The 19,147-nt window shown below is 73.3% G+C and carries 11 protein-coding genes and 1 pseudogene; 2 read left to right on the forward strand and 10 right to left on the reverse strand.

What is annotated here, in order from left to right; all coding sequences use genetic code 11:
• Window positions 1-579: 579 nt before the first annotated feature.
• From IE271_RS07850 to IE271_RS07875, 6 genes are all read right to left on the reverse strand, one after another.
• Window positions 580-1,836 carry a LolA family protein gene (locus IE271_RS07850; RefSeq protein WP_190189456.1) on the reverse strand — a complete coding sequence of 419 codons (1,257 nt, stop codon included), beginning with the start codon at window positions 1,834-1,836 and terminating at the stop codon, window positions 580-582.
• A 316-nt stretch (window positions 1,837-2,152) separates the two neighbouring features.
• Window positions 2,153-3,181, reverse strand: coding sequence for a CHRD domain-containing protein (locus IE271_RS07855; RefSeq protein WP_190189457.1), 1,029 nt, complete (start codon window positions 3,179-3,181; stop codon window positions 2,153-2,155).
• A 355-nt stretch (window positions 3,182-3,536) separates the two neighbouring features.
• A complete protein-coding gene (locus tag IE271_RS07860; protein ID WP_190189458.1) occupies window positions 3,537-4,547 on the reverse strand; it encodes a polyprenyl synthetase family protein in 1,011 nt (336 codons plus the stop codon).
• Between the two features lie 609 nt (window positions 4,548-5,156).
• Window positions 5,157-6,002, reverse strand: coding sequence for an HAD family hydrolase (locus tag IE271_RS07865; RefSeq protein ID WP_190189459.1), 846 nt, complete (start codon window positions 6,000-6,002; stop codon window positions 5,157-5,159).
• Between the two features lie 386 nt (window positions 6,003-6,388).
• Window positions 6,389-7,606, reverse strand: coding sequence for an FAD-dependent oxidoreductase (locus IE271_RS07870; protein WP_190189460.1), 1,218 nt, complete (start codon window positions 7,604-7,606; stop codon window positions 6,389-6,391).
• 405 nt (window positions 7,607-8,011) lie between these two features.
• Entirely contained in the window at window positions 8,012-9,319 is a 1,308-nt protein-coding gene (locus tag IE271_RS07875) for a carboxylate--amine ligase (protein ID WP_190189461.1), read from the reverse strand.
• Window positions 9,320-9,509: 190 nt separating this feature from the next.
• Here IE271_RS07875 and fahA point away from each other — a divergent pair, with 190 nt between their 5' ends.
• A complete protein-coding gene (fahA, locus tag IE271_RS07880; protein WP_190189462.1) occupies window positions 9,510-10,724 on the forward strand; it encodes a fumarylacetoacetase in 1,215 nt (404 codons plus the stop codon).
• 209 nt (window positions 10,725-10,933) lie between these two features.
• On the opposite strand, the gene recQ is transcribed toward fahA, so the two are convergent.
• Window positions 10,934-13,021 carry a DNA helicase RecQ gene (gene recQ, locus IE271_RS07885; RefSeq protein WP_190189463.1) on the reverse strand — a complete coding sequence of 696 codons (2,088 nt, stop codon included), beginning with the start codon at window positions 13,019-13,021 and terminating at the stop codon, window positions 10,934-10,936.
• 219 nt (window positions 13,022-13,240) lie between these two features.
• Between recQ and IE271_RS07890 the strand changes: the two are divergent.
• A pseudogene (locus IE271_RS07890) lies at window positions 13,241-13,843 on the forward strand (Uma2 family endonuclease).
• A 132-nt stretch (window positions 13,844-13,975) separates the two neighbouring features.
• On the opposite strand, the gene nuoN reads toward IE271_RS07890, so the two are convergent.
• Genes nuoN through nuoL form a run of 3 tightly spaced genes read right to left on the reverse strand, consistent with a single transcriptional unit; the run spans window position 13,976 to window position 19,145 of the window.
• Window positions 13,976-15,625, reverse strand: coding sequence for an NADH-quinone oxidoreductase subunit NuoN (gene nuoN, locus IE271_RS07895; protein ID WP_190189464.1), 1,650 nt, complete (start codon window positions 15,623-15,625; stop codon window positions 13,976-13,978).
• Complete coding sequence (locus IE271_RS07900) at window positions 15,622-17,193, reverse strand: NADH-quinone oxidoreductase subunit M (RefSeq protein ID WP_190189465.1); 1,572 nt, start codon at window positions 17,191-17,193, stop codon at window positions 15,622-15,624. Before IE271_RS07900 ends, nuoN begins: the two co-directional genes overlap by 4 nt.
• Before the next feature lie 5 nt (window positions 17,194-17,198).
• Window positions 17,199-19,145: an NADH-quinone oxidoreductase subunit L gene (gene nuoL, locus IE271_RS07905; protein WP_190189466.1), complete on the reverse strand. Its 1,947-nt coding sequence runs from the start codon at window positions 19,143-19,145 to the stop codon at window positions 17,199-17,201.
• Window positions 19,146-19,147 lie beyond the last annotated feature (2 nt).

Here is a 19,147-nt window from a genome sequence, read left to right on the forward strand (position 1 = left end):
CCGCCCGCCCCTGCCCCGGCCGGTCACGCCGCCAACCCCGTCCCGGCCGGTCACGCCGCCGGTCCCGCTCCGGCCGGCCGCGTTGCCGGTCCCGTCCCGGCCAGTCGCGCCGCCGGTCCCGCTCCGGCCGGTCCTGTCCCGGCCGGTCGCGTCGGTGGCCTCGCTCCTGCGGGCCGTACCGGCGGTTCCGTCCTCGCCGACCGCTCCGCCGGCCACCTGCCTGTGCCTGCCCGTCGCGCCGGTGGTCCCGGCCCCGCCGGAACCACCGGCGGCTTCGCCCTCAGCGGTCGTACCGCGGGCTTCCTGCCTGTGCCTGCCCGTTCCCCCGCGAGCCCCGGGGCCCGCGGCCGGGCCGTCCGCGTCGGTCCCGCCGCCGTGCTGCCCGCCGTCCCGCGCGGTGGACGGTTCCGCCATCGGCTCCCTCGATTCGTCGCTGCCCCGGGACCGTGGCCGCACCCTTCGCCCGGCCCCCTTGCACGACCCGTGAGCCACGCACGGCGGGCGTGCCGCGTGCGTGGCTCGTGGGTCGGGCGCCGGACGCCCGGGAGGTGCGCCGGGCGCCGGGCGTCGTACGGGCGGCTACCGCCCGGCGTTCGCCGCCTTCAGCAGCGTCTCCTTGGTGACCGTGCCGGCGTACACCGTGCCGTCGTCCGTGACGAGCGCGTTGACCAGGCGCGTCGAGAAGACGGTGCCCGAGCCGAACGAGCCCTTGACCTGCTCGCCGAGCGAGTCGAGGAAGCGGCCCGCGTCACCGGACACCTCGCCGGAGGCCGGCATGCCCGAGCCGCCCGTCTCGAAGCGGGCGACGGAGCTCCAGCCCTCGCCGAGGACCGTCAGCCCGTCGAGCTCCTGCCCGAGGCCCGCGCCGAGCTCCTTGCCGAGGTGCTCGTCGGCCTTCGGCGCCGCCTTCCCGGCCTCGCCGGCCTCCTTCAGCTCGTCGCCCTCGGTGACCTTCGCGCCCTTCGGCGGGCTGAAGTCGAAGGTGGAGGCCGCCGGCGCGGCGAAGTCCACCTCGGTGAAGCCCGCGTCCACGACGGCCGCTCCGCCGCCCGACGGCGACAGCGTGAACTTCAGCGGCGTGCCGGTCCTCGCGTCCACCGCGATCGATATCGCCCCGACCGTCGAACCGGACTGCCTGGGCTTGATCAGCAGCTTGTACGCGTCCCGGTCCGCGACCCGCACGGTGCCGTCGACGGTGACGGACGTCGTGCCGTCGACCGCCTTCAGCGCCTGCGCCGTCAGCTCCTTGGGCGTCGCCCCGAAGTCCTCGGCGCCCCGCGGCTCCTGCGCACGCTTCCCGGCGGAGCCGGAGGTCTCGGGCGCGGCCATGTGGTACGCCTCGTTCGACCTGCTGTCGTACGCCCACACCTCGTCGCCGTTGTGGATCAGGCTGTACTCGGAGGCGTTGTCCAGCAGGGACACCTTCGCCCTGTCGGGGCCGTCGACGGCGACGCGCAGCGTGTGCGTGCCGGACGCCAGCTCCGTCAGCTTCGACGCGGGGTCGGCGGCGGAGCCGTCACCGCCGCGCGCCGCGCCGGACGTGAAGGCGCTCTCCAGGCCGCCCAGGTCGGGCAGCCCCAGGTCCGTGCTGACCTTCACCGTGCCGGACAGCCGCTCGGTGTCCGAGGCCGCCACCCTCTCGATGAGCTCCTGTGCGCTGATCTCCGGCAGGCCCGGGTCGCCGGAGCCGGCGAACGCCGGGACCAGCCCGATGGTCGCCGCGGCCACCCCCACCACCGTGACGGGAACGACGTACCGCGCCGCCCTGCGCCGGCCGGAGCGCACGTCCTGTACTTCGTCGGCGTTCGTGCTGTCGTCGGATTCGTACGGTGCCATGTGTGCCCTACCTCCGTTGTCGGCGGCGGCCAACCGTCACTGTCCTCGTCCACCCCGCGCCGCCATTCTTACCCGAACGGGTCCAGGGGTGCTTCTCTCCATCTGACCAAATCGGCCAACGGGAAGCGTCAGACCGGGGATTCAACTCCGCGTACTCCTGCGGTATGACGCGCACCGGGTGGCGTCCTCCCCGACCCGTAGGGGTCGGGCAGGGAGAACACCGTCCGCCGTCATGCGGCGCCCGTCGTGGCCGTCGGGCGTCCGGCCCGTCGTCCGCCCGCCGCCCGTCGTCCATCTGTCGCCCGTCCGCGGCCCGTCAGGAGCGTACGAATACGTAGTCCGCCCGGTAGGGCACGCCGACGACCGTCCCCGTCCGGCAGGACCCGGCGGGGGCCGCGCCGCCCACCGTGTTCAGGCGCAGGACCTCCGCGACCCCGGCGAACAGGCCGTGCCGCGCCCCGGACGGCGTGGCGCCCAGGTCCAGTTCGGGGATGTTCCCGTCGCCGTTCGGCGTCCTCGTGAGGACCGTGCCGGTGACCGCGCTGCGGTCGGGCGCCACCCACTGCGGCGTGCCGGAGTCCGGCGCGACGAAGGAGTGCCGCACCCCGCGGTCGAGCCGGGCCCGCACGTCCCGCTGGGCGAAGGCCGTGGTCCCGTCGGCCGCCTCCTTGCACACGTAGACCTGCTCGCCCTCGACCACGGCGGCCTGGAAGCTGCGCAGCGCGTACCGGAAGTCGAAGGGCGTGGTGACGTGGTGGAGCCGGCCGCGGACGGCGCCGCCGGGGAATTCGGACGTGTACAGGTTGGCGTAGAAATCCTCCGGTTCCGTCCTCAGGCGTTCCAGCAGCGCGGCGTCGCGCACCTCGACCCTGCCGGTGAACGTCCGCTGCCGGGCCCGGTCGAGCTGCCCGGTGAAGTCGACCCTCACGGAGCCGTCGGCGCCGTCGCCCCCTTCGTGGAGGCGGAGCCCGACCGGCCTCCCGGTGCCGCGCCACTCGACCGCGACGGACACCTCGTCGCCCTCGACCTCCACGAACTGCAGCGCGGTGCCGTCCGGGTCGTCGGCGGCGGGGCCGCCGGGCTGCGCCACCTCGTTCCTGCCGCGCAGGCTCGCCGCGAGGATCGTGCCCCCGCCGCCACCGCCCCGGACCTCGGCGGCACGGCCGTCGCCCCCGGCGGCGTACGGGGATCGCGGGCGGACCGCCTCCGTGCTTCCCCCCGCGGCGGCCGGAGCCGCCACGGCGAGCACGGCGGCCACCGCGGCGCAGGTGACGAACAGCCTTCCACGGCGCCCCGACGGCGCAGGCGCCTTCGGCGGCGCTGACGGCACAGCGACAGTACCCATGATCGTCCCAGCCCTTCCCGGGCGGCGCCCGCTGCGCCGGCCTCCGAGGATGCGTACGGAGCGGATCGGGGTCCGGACTCGGTGCGGAGGAGTGACGTGGGCCACTCCTCGCCGTATGCCTTCCCACCACGGGCCGCGGATCGCGCGCATCCGGTCGCCCGGGCCGCCGGACGGGCGGGCTCCGTGGGCCGGTACGGGACGCCGGAGGGCGGTACCAGGTGCCGGAGGACCGGTGCGGGCGCGGAGGGCGGTACCAGGTGCCGGAGGACCGGTGCGGGCGCCGGAGGGCGGTCGCGGCTCGGCGTCCGCCCTCTTCCCGGACCCGGGCCGGCGGGTCCGGCGGACCCCGGGGGGCTCAGCCCGCCCGGTGCACCACCGCGTCGCAGAGGTCCACCAGGGCGGACTTCGCGTCGCACTCCGGGAGCGGGGCGAGCACCGCGCGGGCCTCCTGCGCGTACCGCACGGTGTCCTGGCGGGCGAGTTCGAGGGCGGGGTGGGCGCGCAGCCGGGCCAGGGCCTCCGCGTGCCGGGCGTCGTCGGTGAGGTCGGAGTCGAGGAGTTCGCCGAGGGCGACGTCCTCGGGGAGGCCGAGCTTGCGGATCCGCTCGCGCAGCCGCAGCACCGGCAGCGTGGCGACGCCCTCGCGCAGGTCGGTGCCCGGCGTCTTGCCGGACTCGTGCGAGTCGCTCGCGATGTCCAGGACGTCGTCGGCGAGCTGGAAGGCGACGCCGAGCCGCTCGCCGTACTGGGTCAGCACGTCGACGACCGTCTCGTCGGCGCCCGACATCATCGCGCCGAACCGTCCCGCCACGGCGACCAGCGAGCCGGTCTTGCCGCTGAGCACGTCCATGTAGTGCTCGATGGGGTCGCGGCCGTCGCGCGGCCCGGCCGTCTCCAGGATCTGCCCCGTGACCAGGCGCTCGAACGCCTCGGCCTGGATCCGGACCGCCTCGGGCCCCAGGTCGGCCAGGATGTGCGAGGCACGGGAGAAGAGGAAGTCACCGGTCAGGACGGCCAGCGAGTTGCCCCACCGGACGTTCGCGCTGGGCACGCCGCGGCGCACGTCGGCCTCGTCCATCACGTCGTCGTGGTACAGCGTGGCGAGGTGGGTCAGCTCGACGACCACGGCGGAGGGCACGACCCCCGGCGCGTACGGGTCGCCGAACTGGGCGGCGAGCATCACGAGCAGCGGGCGGAACCGCTTCCCGCCCGCGCGCACGAGGTGCTGCGCGGCCTCCGTGATGAACGGGACCTCGCTCTTGGTGGCCTCCAGCAGGCCCTCCTCGGCGGCCGCCAGTCCGGCCTGGACATCGGCTTCGAGAGCCTGGTCCCGCACGCTCAGCCCGAACGGCTCGACGACGGTCACGAGGGTCTCCTGTCTGCTGACGCTCTCAAGGGCGATCTCTAGGTGCTCTGGATGATGCTCTGGGTGTTCAGAGGGTTTGTCGATGTGTCGTTGTCGGCTCTCAAGTCAGCGTATCCGGTCGTTGTTCGATCACGGCGAGCGCCCACTCGTCCGAGACGGGCCGTACCGGGCCAGAAGCGGAATGTGCTCGATCTACGCATATGGCAACGAATGTCTTGACAAACCAGGAGACGTTCCGGCGGGCGGTTCACCGTCCCGCTCCCCGGCGCGACGGTCCGCCCCGGCGGCCGGCCCGGCTCCCGCGCCGTTCCGGTACGCGCGGGACAGCCGTCACCTGCCCTGGCGCGGACATTCGGCCGGATCCGGTGCACCGGCGCCCGCGGAAGCCGCGCTTCGGCGGCCGGCCCCCGGACGCACCCGCCCGGCCCCGCCCTCGGCCCCGCCCTCGCCGGCCCTTCCGGCCGGACCCGCTCCTCCCGGACGGCGACTGCCGCCGTCACGCTCCACGCCGCCGCGTCACACTCCACGACCGCCGCGTCACAGCCGATGACCCCGGCTTCCGGCCGTGCCGTCGGCCGCCGCCGGCGCGGTCGGGGACGGCCTCCGCCGTCACGCCCGGGACGCCGCGGCCCCCGGCCCCCGCCGCCCGTCCTCCAGCAGGCGCTCCAGCACCACCGCGATGCCGTCCTCCTCGTTCGAGAGGGTCACCTCGTCCGCCGTCGCCTTGAGTTCGGGGTGCGCGTTCGCCATGGCCACGCCGCGGGCGGCCCAGGCGAACATCGGGATGTCGTTGGGCATGTCGCCGAAGGCGATCGTGCCGGACGGCTCCAGACCCATCAGGTCGGCCGCCCGCGCCAGCCCTGTGGCCTTGGTCACGCCCGACGGCTGGAGCTCCACGGTGCCCGGCCCCGACATCGTGACCGTCGCCATGGAGCCGACGACCTGGCGCGCCGCGGCCGCCAACGCGTCGTCCGACAGGTACGGGTGGCGCAGCAGCACCTTGCTGATGGGCTCCGCCCAGAGGTCGTCGCGGCGGGGCACGCGCACCGCGGGCAGCGTGGGGTGCGGCATCTCGTACCCGGGCTCGATGAGCGTGAGCCCGTCCACTCCGTCCTGGTCGACGGCCGCGTAGACGTAGCCGACCTCCGCCTCGATCTTGCCGAGCGCCGTGTCGGCCAGCTCGCGGTCCAGGGTCACCGACCACACCATGCGGTGCGTCCCGGCGTCGTACAGCTGCGCGCCCTGGCCGCACACCGCGAGTCCCGTGCCGCCGAGTTCGGCGAGCAGCGGCTGGACGCGGGGGGCCGGGCGGCCCGTCACCACCAGATGTCTGGCGCCCGCCGCGACCGCCGCCGCCAGAGCGGACCGTGACCGGTCGGAGAGGGTGTCGTCACCGCGCAGCAGCGTCCCGTCCAGGTCCGTGGCGATGAGTGAGTACGCGATCGGTGGGGCCATGATCAGAGAATACGGATCGCGGGGCCCCTCGGCTCGACCGTAACCGGACGTAGTACGACGCCTCCGCCGTCCCACCCGTCACCACGGGCACCGCCCGGGCACTCCGGTGGTCGGCGCCCGCCCCTGTTCGCGCCGGTCCCGCGGCGTTCCAGCGGTCCCACGGGCGTCCAGGTCCCCGCAACTCCGTTCCCGTGCGCAGGCGTTGCGGTGGCCGATGTGATCCCTTCGGTACCTCGTGTTCGAAGGAGGAAGGCACGGCTCCGGGGCCTCAGCCGCTTCCGGCGTCCCGACCGCCCACGACGGTCCCGGCCGCTTCCGGCGTCCCGACCGCCCACGACGGCACCGGCCGCCGGGAGCGGCCGGTGCCGCGCCGTGCCGTGCCCCGGCTACCCGCGCCCCGCCCGCCCGTGCGCCGCCGCCAGGTGCTGCGCCAGCCGCGGCGAGGCGAACTCCGTACCGCAGACGAAGCGCATCACCGGGCCGTACGACGCCGCCGCCGGCAGGCCCGTGAAGTACAGGCCGGGGACGGAGGAGCGGTAGCCCGCGCCGAGCTTCGGGGTGCCGCGGCTCACCGCGAGCCGCGCGCGCAGCCCGTGCCCGAGGAAGTCCATCGCGGCGGTGTCGACGCGGTAGCCGGTCGCGGCGACGACGTGGTCCGCCGTCAGCTCCTGCGTCCGGCCGCCGAGGGTGCGCACCTCGACCGACGGCCGCCCGCCCGTCGTGCCCGCCCCCGTGATCCGCGCGACCTCGCGCACCCGCACCTGGTCCTCGAAGCGCTCCTGGAGCCACCACGCGCCGAGCGGCCCCAGGATGCGGCGGACCAGGTAGTGCCGGGCCTGCGGCGGCAGGAAGCGGTACGGGTGGGGGTAGTAGCTGATCGCGTACAGCGACCAGGCCCGGCCGAACGGCGACTCCGGACGCAGTCTCGGCTGCTGCCACGGGGGCGCTCCGAAGGCCACCGCGCCCTTGCCGCGCGCCACCACCCGGACGCTCGCCCCGGCCTCCGCCGCCAGCGCCGCCGTCTCCAGGGCGGACTGCCCCGCCCCGACGACCAGCAGCTCCCGTCCGGCGAACCCGCTCAGGTCGTGGTGCTGTGAGCTGTGCGACACCGCTCCCGTGGGGCTCGGCCCGTCCGGCACGGCGGCGGCCAGCTCCGGGGGCACGTACGCGAGCCCGGACAGCCCGGTGGCCACGACCACGGCCCGCGCCGTGAACGACTCACCCGAGTCGAGCTTGAGGTCGAAGCCGGAGCCGTCGCGGCGGTCCACGGAGACGACCCGCACCCGCTCCAGGTCGGGCACGAGCCGCTGCTGGAACCACTCCCCGTACGCCACGAACGTCTCGACCGGCACGATGTCCTCGTCCGTGACGAGCCTCGGGATGCCGGCCGCGTCGCAGTAGTCGACGAGGTCGTGCCCGGGCTGCGGTGCGTCGATGTTGGACGCGGCCGGGGTCGATTTCAGGAGCATGCCCACGGGCATGTGCGCGCGCCAGCTCACCATGGGCTCGCCGAAGACGCGTACGGGAATGCCGCGCGCCCGCAGATGGGCCGCGGTGGACAGGCCGAACGGCCCGGCCCCGATCACTGCTACCGGTTGGTTCACGAAGTCCCTCCCCCAGGACGCGGCTGCGTCACTTCGTGGTGGTGGTCTGATCTGCTGGTGGTCGGCCGATGAGGCGTGTGAGACGTAGTCATGGGTGTCGGAGTGCGGTCATGGGTGTCGGAGTGCGGTCGTGGGCGGTGTGCGATGGCCTGGGCGCTGTGCGCTGCCGTGGGCGGCGGAGCGCGGCCGCGGGCTGCGCGGTGCGGCGGGCCCGCTGGTGCCGTGACCGGAAGGGTCCGCCGTGGGCTCGCGGCGTCCGGTGCGGCGCGTCGCAAGCGGAGGACCACCCTCGTACCGGGCGTACCCGGGTGGCTCCGGCAACGCGGCGTGGGGTCCCCCTGCTCGAAGAGCCAGGGGAATGCCGTGCCGGACGCCGCGAGCCGGTGAACCCTTCCGGTCACGGCACTAGCCGGCGGCCCGGCCGGTCCCGCGGCGGTGGGCCCGCCACAGCTGGTAGAGGTGTTTCGCCCCGGGCCGCACCATGCGCACGAGCAGCGTGAGGAACGGCCGCGGGTCGTCCCGCGCGAACCAGGCCAGCTCCGTGCCGTTCGCCCGGGCCGGCACGTGCGGTGTCGTACGGCCGTCGCCGCGCCGGCGGTCGTGGCGGTGGCGGGCGTGGCGCCGGCCGCGGCGGTACGCGAGCAGCGCCGGCAGGTCGATGTTCTCCACGACGTAGCGGCGCCCGGCCCGCTGCTCCCCCTCCGGGACGGCGCGGCCGGTCAGGTCCAGGTGCATGGCCCGGACGACGTCGACCCCCGCCTCGTTCTCGAAGAGCCGGAACTGCGCGCCCGCCCGGGGGTTGAAGTCCAGCAGCTTGTACCGGCCGTCACGCCGGTCGAAGCGCAGGTCGAGGTCGATGATCCCGCTGTAGCCGATCTCCTTGACGAACCGCGCGGCGAGGTCCGCGAGGTCCGGGTTGTCGACGACGCACGCGTGCGCGGTCATCCCCGCGTGCGGCGGCCACGAGCGGATCTTGACGCCCGTGAACAGGGCGAGCGGCGCCGACTCCGCGTCGAAGTACCCGTGCACGATCCAGTCCTCGGCCTCCTCCTTCGGCAGGTACTCCTGGAGGATCACGCCGGGGTGCTCGCCCCAGTCGCGCGCGAGCGCCAGCAGGGCCCGGCGGGTCGCGATGCGCGTCGTGCCGTTCACCGCGGGCCGCTCGCGGCGCAGGAACGCCTCGCGGTTCTTGGCGACCAGCGGGAAGCGCGCCGCCCGCGCGAACTCCTCGATCTCCGCGTACGAGCGCGGGAAGACCGTCGCCGGGCTCGGGACGCCGTGCTCCACGCACAGCTCGTACAGGCCCTGCTTGCTGGCGAGCCTGCGCGGCAGATCGGGCCGCACCCGCGGGAACAGGAAGGCGCCCGCCAGCGCCTCCTGGTGCTCGGCGATGAGCACCGCCGCCTCCTCGTCGGTCGGGATCAGCACGGCCGGGCGCCCGATGCGGCGTCCGGCGCGCAGCAGGCCCTCGACGAGCCGCTCCGGCTCCTCCGTCCCGGTGGTCGGCCAGACGATCGCGCGGCGCAGATGGCGGGACGCCGCCGCCGGCGTCCAGCCGTCCTCGGTGATCGCGTACATCGGCACGCCCAGCCGCCCGAGGGTGCGGATGGCGCCGACGCCGCCGTGGTGCAGCGGATAACGGCCGAACTTCACGATCAGGCCCGGTACGTTCCGGTCCGCGCCCCACGGCGCACCGCCGGCGGTCCTGGCCACGGGTCCCCCCACGTGTCCCCCCTACGGGCCGGACCCATTCCGTCCGTCGCCCCCCAAAGGACGCTAAGACGGAATTCACCACTCCGACAAGGCTTATCAGGACATTACGAACTCTTTAGGCATGGCCGGACGAGTGCTCCCTCGCGCCGTAACGTGAGACACCACCACACGGAAAGCGAGGCAGCGTTCGATGCCCCCCTTCGATGTCTCCGAGGGCGACCCCTTCGGCCCGCACAATCTTCCGTACGGCGTGTTCTCCCGGTCGGGCTCCACCGAGCGGACCGTAGGCATCCGGCTCGGGGACCACGTCCTGGACGCGGGCGCCGCGGCCGCCGCGCTCGGCTCTCCCTACGTCTCCTTGCTGGCCCGGCCCTCCCTCGATGCGCTGCTGTCGGCCGGCCGCACCGCGTGGTCGGACGTACGGCGCGCGCTGACCGCGTGGGTGACGGTGCCCGCCCACCGCGAGACGCTCGTCCCCTTCTTCCATCCGCTGTCCGAGGTGGTCCTGCACCTGCCCTTCGAGGTGGCGGACTACGTCGACTTCTACGCGTCCGAGCACCACGCCCGGAACGTCGGGAAGATCTTCCGCCCCGACGCGGCGGACTCGCTGACGCCCAACTGGAAGCACCTGCCGATCGGTTACCACGGCCGGGCCGGCACGGTCGTCGTCTCCGGCACGGACGTCGTGCGCCCCTCCGGCCAGCGCAAGGCGCCGGGGGACGCCGCGCCGGTCTTCGGCCCGTCGGTCCGGCTGGACATCGAGGCGGAGGTCGGGTTCGTGGTCGGCGTGCCGTCCGCGCCCGGCGCCCCCGTCCCGCTGAGCGCCTTCCGCGACCACGTCTTCGGCCTGTGCCTCCTCAACGACTGGTCCGCCCGCGACATCCAGGCCTGGGAGTACGTCCCGCTGGGCCCGTTCCTCGGCAAGTCCTTCGCCACGTCCGTGTCGGCGTGGATCACCCCGCTCGACGCCCTGGAGGACGCCCGGGTGGCGCCCCCCGCGCGCACCCACCCGCTGCTGCCCTACCTCGACGACGCGGAGGAGGAGCCCGGCGGCTACGACCTCCGCCTCTCCGTCGCCCTCAACGGCCACACCGTCTCCGAGCCGCCGTTCCGCACCATGTACTGGACGGCCGGGCAGCAGCTCGCGCATTTGACGGTCAACGGCGCCTCCCTGCGCACCGGCGACCTCTTCGCCTCCGGAACGGTGAGCGGTCCCGGCGAGGGCGAGCGCGGCTCGCTCCTCGAACTGACCTGGAACGGCCGCGACCCCCTCGGACTCCCCGGCGGCGAGCGCACGTTCCTGGAGGACGGCGACGAGGTCACCCTGACGGCGTGGGCACCGGGACCGGACGGGACGCGGGTCGGACTGGGCGAGGTCAGGGGGCGGATCGTGCCACGGGCGTGAGGAGCGGGGCGGGCCCCTGAGCCGGGGAACGAGGCGGCGCCCGGGCGCGAGGAGCGGGACGGGGCCCGGGCGCGAGGAGCGGGACGGGGCCCGGGCGCGAGGAGCGGGACGTGGCCCGGGCGCGAGGAGCGGGACGGGGCCCGGGCGCGAGGAGCGGGACGTGGCCCGGGCGCGAGGAGCGGGACGGGGCCCGCTCCTCTTCGCTCCTCCTACGCCCAGTCCTCCGGCTCGGGCTCCGGCTCCTCGTCCGGCCAGTCGAAGGCGGATCCGTCGGCGTCGGCACGGGCCGCCGGGACCGAGGCCGAGGCCGATTTCTGGGCCGGGACCGACGCCCGGGCCGGGGCCGGGGGTTCCTCCGCGGAGCCGCCCGCCCCGCCCCCGCCCGCGGAGGCGAGCGCCTCCAGCACCCCTTCCCCGTACGTGGCCAGCTTCTTCTCGCCGACGCCGCTGATGCCGCCCAGCTCGGCGATCGTGGTGGGCGCGGCCGTGGCGATCTCCCGGAGCGTCGCGTCGTGGAAGATCACGTAGGCCGGGACGCCCTGCTCCTTCGCCTGTGCGGCGCGCCACGCGCGCAGCGCCTCGAACACCGGCAGCAGCTCCTCGGGCAGCTCGGCCGCGGCGGTCCGCGCCTTGCGCTCGCCCCGCGCGGAACCGGAGCCGGAGCCGGACCGTGCCGCGGCCGGCCGCTTCGGCTCCTTGCGCAGCGGCACCTCCCTCTTGCGCCCGAGCACCTCGCCGCTCGCCTCCGTCAGCACCAGTGCCCCGTACTCCCCCTCGACCGCGAGGAGCCGCTGGGCCAGGAGCTGGCGGGCCACGCCCCGCCACTCGGCCTCGGTCAGCTCCTGGCCGATGCCGAACACCGACAGCTGGTCGTGGTCGAACTGGATGACCTTGGCCGTCCGCTTCCCCAGCAGGATGTCCACCGCCTGCACGACGCCGAACTTCTGCCGCCGCTCGTGGTGCAGCCGCCACACCGTGGACAGCAGCTTCTGCGCGGCGACCGTGCCGTCCCAGGTCTCCGGCGGTGCCAGGCACGTGTCGCAGTTGCCGCAGGCCGGCGTCTCGGCCTCCTGGCCGAAGTAGGCGAGGAGCTGGGTGCGGCGGCACTGGGCGGTCTCGCACAGCGCGAGCATCGAGTCCAGGTGCGCGGCCGCCCGCCGCCGGAACGCCTCGTCGCCCTCGCCGGACTGGATCATCTTGCGCTGCTGGACCACGTCCTGCAGGCCGTACGCCATCCAGGCCGTGGACGGCAGGCCGTCGCGGCCCGCGCGGCCCGTCTCCTGGTAGTAGCCCTCGACCGACTTCGGCAGATCGAGGTGGGCGACGAAGCGCACGTCCGGCTTGTCGATGCCCATGCCGAAGGCGATGGTCGCGACGACCACGAGGCCGTCCTCGCGCAGGAACCGCGCCTGGTTCCCGGCGCGCACGGCCGCGTCGAGGCCCGCGTGGTAGGGCACCGCCTCGACGCCGTTGCGCACGAGGAACTCGGCGGTCTTCTCCACCGAATTGCGCGACAGGCAGTAGACGATGCCCGCGTCGCCCGCGTGCTCCTCGCGCAGGAACGACAGCAGCTGCTTCTTCGGGTCGGCCTTCGGCACGATCCGGTACTGGATGTTGGGCCGGTCGAAGCTCGCCTCGAAGTGCCGGGCCTCCGGCATGCCGAGCCGCTCGGTGATCTCCCGGTGCGTGGCGCGCGTGGCCGTCGCCGTCAGCGCGATGCGCGGGACGTCCGGCCAGCGCTCGCCCAGCATCGACAGGGCCAGGTAGTCGGGGCGGAAGTCGTGCCCCCACTGGGACACGCAGTGCGCCTCGTCGATGGCGAAGACGGAGATCTTGCCGCGCGAGAGGAGGTCGAGCGTGCCCTCGAGACGCAGCCGCTCGGGCGCGAGGTACAGCAGGTCCAGCTCGCCCGCCAGGAACTGGGCCTCCACCACGCGGCGCTCGTCGAAGTCCTGCGTGGAGTTGATGAAGCCGGCCTGCACGCCGAGCGCCCGCAGCGCGTCGACCTGGTCCTGCATCAGCGCGATGAGGGGGGAGACCACGATGCCGGTACCCGCTCTGACCAGAGCCGGGATCTGGTAGCACAGCGACTTTCCTCCGCCGGTCGGCATGAGGACGACCGCGTCGCCGCCGGCCACCACGTGCTCGATGATCTCTTCCTGCTGCCCGCGGAACGCCTCGTACCCGAAGACGCGGTGCAGTGTGGCGAGCGCCTCGCTGTCCTCGCCCCCGCCCGGCACTCCGCCCGCCGCGGGCCGTCCCGCCACGGCTGGTCCCGCCGCGTCCGATTCCGTCATCACCCTGTGCCGCCCATCGTCCTGTCCCCGTACGTCCGGCCTCCTCGACCACTGCGTCCACGATAGGGGTCCGCACCGACACCCACGGAGTTGTCCACAGGCCGCCCCCGCGGGACCCGTGTCAGGACACGCCACTCGTTCACACGTACGCGGGAGACCAGCCCGTTCCCGGCCGCTAGCCTGGAGCGACCGGCGAGACTCCGTCCCATGGGAGCACTCATGCGCGTCCGACCCGAGACGTCCACACCCACCTGGCCGACTCCGCCGGAGGGCAGCTGGACCGCCGACGACCTGGACCGGCTTCCGAATCTGCCTCCGCACACGGAACTGATCGACGGGAGCCTCGTCTTCGTGAGTCCGCAGACTCTTTTCCACTCACGCGCTGTCACCTTCTTCGAGCGGCGACTGGAATCGCTGGCTCCCGAGGAGCTCGAGGTCATTCGCGAGTTCACCATCGACATCGACCGGCAGAACCGGCCCTAGCCGGACGTGGTCGTGGTGCGCGGTGACGTGGTGCAGGATCCGGAGCAGATCCGCTTCCCGGCCGAAGCCGTCGTGCTCGCGGTCGAGGTCGTCTCCCCGGACTCCGTCTCGCGGGACCGGGAGACCAAGCCGCTCAAGTACGCCCGGGCGGGGATTCCGCACTACTGGCGGGTCGAGCACGAGAAGGGGCTCGCCGTCGTGCACGTCTTCGAGCTGGAGCCCGCCATCGGCGCCTGCACCAGCGTCGGCATCTTCCGGGAGCGGATGAAGCTGGCCTCCCCGTTCCCCGTGGATCTGGACCTCACCGCCATCAGGACGGGGCGCAAGGAGAGCCGCTAGTGCCGTGACCGGAGAGGTTCACCGGCTCACGACACCCGGCACGGCACCAGCGAGCGGGTACCGCGCACCGCACGCCGGCGGCCCGGCCCCACTCCCAGGGGCCGGGCCGCCGTGTGTGACGGGTCGGGCGTGTCAGCGCACGAAGACGCTCGCCTGGCCCGCCAGGTCCAGGAAGTACTGCGGGGCCACGCCCAGCACCACCGTGACCGCCACGCCGACGGCGATCGCCGTCATGGTCAGCGGGGACGGCACGGCGACCGTCGGCCCCTCGGGGCGCGGCTCGCTGAAGAACATCAGGACGATCACGCGGATGTAGAAGAACGCCGCGACCGCCGAGGCGATCACACCGACCACGACCAGCGCGCCCGCGCCGCCCTGGGCCGCCGCCTTGAACACCGCGAACTTGCCCGCGAAGCCCGAGGTCAGCGGAATACCGGCGAAGGCCAGCAGGAAGACCGCGAAGACGGCCGCCACCAGGGGCGAGCGCCGTCCGAGCCCGGCCCACTTGGACAGGTGCGTGGCCTCGCCGCCGGCGTCCCGGACCAGGGTCACCACCGCGAACGCGCCGATGGTGACGAAGGAGTACGCGCCCAGGTAGAAGAGCACCGACGAGATGCCCTCGGCCGACGTGGCGATGACGCCGGCGAGGATGAAGCCCGCGTGCGCGATCGACGAGTACGCCAGCAGCCGCTTGATGTCGGTCTGGGTGATCGCGACGATCGCGCCGCCCAGCATGGTGACCACCGCCACGGCCCACATCACCGGGCGCCAGTCCCAGCGCAGGCCCGGCAGCACGACGTACAGCAGGCGCAGCAGCGCGCCGAACGCCGCCACCTTCGTCGCCGCCGCCATGAAGCCGGTCACCGGCGTCGGCGCGCCCTGGTACACGTCCGGGGTCCACATGTGGAACGGCACCGCGCCCACCTTGAACAGCAGGCCCATCACGGTCAGCGCGGCGCCGACGAGCAGCAGCGCGTCGTTGCCCATGGTGCCGGCGAGCGCCGGGTCCACGTTCTGCACGGAGCCGTCGACCACCTGGGCGATGCGGGCGTACGACACCGAGCCCGCGTAGCCGTACAGCAGGGCGATGCCGAACAGGGTGAACGCGGACGCGAAGGCGCCGAGCAGGAAGTACTTGACCGCGGCCTCCTGCGACATGAGCCGCTTGCGGCGGGCCACGGCGCACAGCAGGTACAGCGGGAGGGAGAAGACCTCCAGGGCGACGAACAGGGTCAGCAGGTCGTTCGCCGCCGGGAAGATCAGCATGCCGCCGACCGCGAAGAGCAGCAGCGGGAACACCTCGGTGGTGGTGAACCCGGCCCTGACCGCGGCCTTCTCGCTGTCGCTGCCGGGCACGGAGGCGGCCTGGGCGGCGAAGGAGTCGACGCGGTTGCCGTGCGCTTCGGGGTCCAGGCGCCGCTCGGCGAAGGTGAACACGCCGAGCAGGGCGGCCAGCAGGATCGTGCCCTGCAGGAAGAGCGCGGGCCCGTCGACGGCGACGGCGCCCATCGCCGCGATGTGCGCCCTCGTCGTGCCGTACCCGCCGGCCGCGAGGGCGACCACCGCGGCGAACGCGGCGGCCAGCGCGACGACGGACACGAACACCTGGACGTAGTACCGGGACCTGCGCGGTACGAACGCCTCGACGAGCACGCCGACGACCGCCGCGCCGATGACGATCAGCGTGGGCGACAGCTGTCCGTACTCGATCTTCGGCGCGTCGATCTTCGAGATCGGGTCGGCCGCTGTTGTCCACAGGCTGTGGACGGCTGGTGCGCTCACTTGGCCGCCTCCACCTCGGGCTGGGGGTCCTTCTGCTGGACGTCGGACATGGTGTGCTCGACCGCCGGGTTCACGATGTCGGTGAGCGGCTTCGGGAAGACGCCCAGGAGGATCAGGAGGGCGATCAGGGGGGCGACCACCGCGAGCTCGCGCGCCCTGAGGTCGGGCATCCGCGAGACCTCGGGCCGCACCGGGCCCGTCATCGTCCGCTGGTAGAGGACGAGCGTGTAGAGCGCGGCCAGGACGATGCCGACGGTGGCGATGATCCCGATCACCGGATAGCGCGCGAACGTGCCGACCAGCACCAGGAACTCGCTCACGAACGGCGCGAGCCCCGGCAGCGACAGGGTCGCCAGACCGCCGATCAGGAAGGTGCCGGCGAGCACCGGCGCGACCTTCTGCACCCCGCCGTAGTCGGCGATGAGGCGCGAGCCGCGCCGCGAGATCAGGAAGCCCGCCACCAGCATCAGCGCGGCCGTCGAGATCCCGTGGTTGACCATGTACAGCGTCGCGCCCGACTGCCCCTGGCTGGTCATCGCGAAGATGCCCATGACGATGAAGCCGAAGTGGGAGATCGACGCGTACGCCACCAGGCGCTTGATGTCGCGCTGGCCCACCGCGAGCAGCGCGCCGTAGACGATGCTGACCAGCGCCAGGACCAGGATCACCGGCGTCGCCCACTTGCTCGCCTCCGGGAACAGCCCGAGGCAGAAGCGGAGCATCGCGAAGGTGCCGACCTTGTCGACGACCGCGGTGATCAGTACGGCGACGGGGGCGGTGGCCTCGCCCATGGCGTTGGGCAGCCAGGTGTGCAGCGGCCACAGCGGCGCCTTCACCGCGAAGGCGAAGAAGAAGCCGAGGAACAGCCACCGCTCGGTGGTGGCCGCCATCTGCAGCGAGCCGTTCGCCCGCGCCTCGGCGATCTCCTGGAGCGAGAAGCTCCCGGCGACCACGTAGAGGCCGATCACCGCGGCCAGCATGATCAGACCGCCGGCCAGGTTGTAGAGGAGGAACTTCACGGCCGCGTACGACCGCTGCGTGGACGCCGTCTCCTCGCCGTGCTCGTGGGCACGGTCCCCGAAGCCGCCGATGAGGAAGTACATCGGGATCAGCATGGCCTCGAAGAAGATGTAGAAGAGGAAGACGTCGGTGGCCTCGAAGGAGAGGATCACCATCGCCTCGACGGCCAGGATCAGGGCGAAGAAGCCCTGAGTGGGCCGCCACCGCTTGCTGCCCGTCTCCTGGGGGTCGGCGTCGTGCCAGCCCGCGAGGACGATGAACGGGATCAGCAGCGCGGTCAGCGCGATGAGCGCCACCCCGATGCCGTCCACGCCCAGCTCGTACCGCACCCCGAAGTCCTTGATCCAGGCGTGGGACTCGGTGAGCTGGTAGCGGTCGCCGCCGGGTTCGAAGCGCACCGCGACGAGAGCGGCGAGCACCAGGGTGGCGAGCGAGACGAGCAGCGCCAGCCACTTCGCGGCGGTGCGCCGCGCGGCCGGCACGGCGGCCGTGGCGACCGCGCCGAGCGCGGGGAGCGCCGCCGTCGCTGTCAGCAGGGGAAAGGACATCGGTATCAGACCGCCCTCATCAGCAGGGTCGCGGCGACGAGGACCGCCGCGCCGCCGAACATCGAGACCGCGTACGAGCGCGCGTAGCCGTTCTGCAGCTTGCGGAGCCGGCCGGAGAGGCCGCCGACCGAGGCGGCCGTGCCGTTGACGACCCCGTCGACCAGGGTGTGGTCGACGTAGACCAGCGAGCGGGTCAGGTGCTCGCCGCCGCGCACCAGCACGACGTGGTTGAAGTCGTCCTGGAGCAGGTCGCGCCGGGCGGCCCGGGTGAGCAGCGAGCCGCGCGGGGCGACGGCCGGGACCGGGCGGCGCCCGTACTGCGCCCAGGCGATCGCGACACCGACGATCAGCACGACGACCGTGGAGAGCGTGACCGTCAGGGCGCTGACCGGCGGGTGCCCGTGGGCGTGCCCGGTGACCGGCTCCAGCCAGTGCAGGAAGCGGTCGCCGATGCCGAAGAACGCGCCCGCGAAGACCGAGCCGAAGGCCAGCACGATCATGGGGATCGTCATGGACGAGGGCGACTCGTGCGGGTGCGGCGGGGTGTACTCGCCCCTGGTCTCGGCGGCGGGCTCCACGTCGGACTCGGCCGGGGACGGCGTCGGCGCGTCGCGCCAGCGCTCCTCGCCGAAGAAGGTCATCAGCATCACGCGGGTCATGTAGTACGCCGTGATGGCCGCGCCCAGCAGGGCCGCGCCGCCGAGGATCCAGCCCTCGGCGCCGCCCTTGGCGAACGCCGCCTCGATGATCTTGTCCTTGGAGAAGAAGCCGGACAGGCCGGGGAAGCCGATGATGGCCAGGTAGCCGAGGCCGAAGGTGACGAACGTGACCGGCATGTACTTCCGCAGACCGCCGTAGCGGCGCATGTCGACCTCGTCGTTCATGCCGTGCATGACCGAGCCGGCTCCGAGGAACAGGCCGGCCTTGAAGAAGCCGTGCGTCACCAGGTGCATGATCGCGAAGACGTAGCCGATCGGGCCGAGGCCCGCGGCCAGCACCATGTAGCCGATCTGCGACATGGTCGACCCGGCGAGCGCCTTCTTGATGTCGTCCTTGGCGCAACCGACGACCGCACCGAACAGCAGCGTGACGGCGCCGACGACGGTGACGACCAGCTGCGCGTCGGGCGCCGCGTTGAAGATCGCGCCGGAGCGGACGATGAGGTACACGCCCGCGGTCACCATGGTCGCGGCGTGGATCAGGGCCGAGACCGGGGTCGGGCCCTCCATGGCGTCGCCCAGCCAGGACTGGAGCGGCACCTGGGCGGACTTGCCGCAGGCGGCGAGCAGCAGCATCAGCGCGATCGCGGTGAGCTTCCCCTCGCCCGTGTCCCCGGCCGCCGCCAGGACCGGCCCGAAGGCGAAGGTCCCGAAGGTGGTGAACATCAGCATGATGGCGATGGACAGGCCCACGTCGCCGACGCGGTTGACCAGGAAGGCCTTCTTCGCGGCGGTGGCCGCGCTGGGCTTGTGCTGCCAGAAGCCGATCAGCAGGTACGAGGCGAGGCCGACGCCCTCCCAGCCGACGTACAGCAGCAGGTAGTTGTCGGCGAGGACGAGCAGCAGCATCGCCGCGAGGAACAGGTTCAGGTAGCCGAAGAAGCGGCGCCGGCGCTCGTCGTGCTCCATGTACCCGATCGAGTACACGTGGATGAGCGTGCCGACCCCGGAGATCAGCAGCACGAACGTCATCGACAGCTGGTCGAGGTGGAAGGCGACGTCCGCCCGGAAGCCCTCGACCGGGATCCAGCTGTACAGGTGCCGGGTGAGCGTGCGCTCCTCGGCGGACCGGCCGAGCATGTCGGTGAAGAGCACCACGCCGACGGCGAAGGAGGCCGCGGCGAGTACCGTGCCGATCCAGTGGCCGACGGCGTCGAGCCGCCGGCCGCCGCACAGCAGGACCGCCGCTCCGAGCAGGGGCGCCGCGATCAGCAGCGCAATCAGGTTCTCCACGA

The organism is Streptomyces minutiscleroticus (genome assembly GCF_014650875.1).
Classification (GTDB): Bacteria; Actinomycetota; Actinomycetes; order Streptomycetales; family Streptomycetaceae; genus Streptomyces; species Streptomyces minutiscleroticus.

Bases quoted from the DNA above. Each gene is read 5' to 3' on its own strand.
- fahA (WP_190189462.1), top strand. From the start codon at position 9,510: ATGCCCCCCTTCGATGTCTCCGAGGGCGACCCCTTCGGCCCGCACAAT.
- IE271_RS07900 (WP_190189465.1), bottom strand. From the start codon at position 17,193: ATGTCCTTTCCCCTGCTGACAGCGACGGCGGCGCTCCCCGCGCTCGGC.
- IE271_RS07855 (WP_190189457.1), bottom strand. From the start codon at position 3,181: ATGGGTACTGTCGCTGTGCCGTCAGCGCCGCCGAAGGCGCCTGCGCCG.
- IE271_RS07865 (WP_190189459.1), bottom strand. From the start codon at position 6,002: ATGGCCCCACCGATCGCGTACTCACTCATCGCCACGGACCTGGACGGG.
- IE271_RS07850 (WP_190189456.1), bottom strand. From the start codon at position 1,836: ATGGCACCGTACGAATCCGACGACAGCACGAACGCCGACGAAGTACAG.
- recQ (WP_190189463.1), bottom strand. From the start codon at position 13,021: ATGACGGAATCGGACGCGGCGGGACCAGCCGTGGCGGGACGGCCCGCG.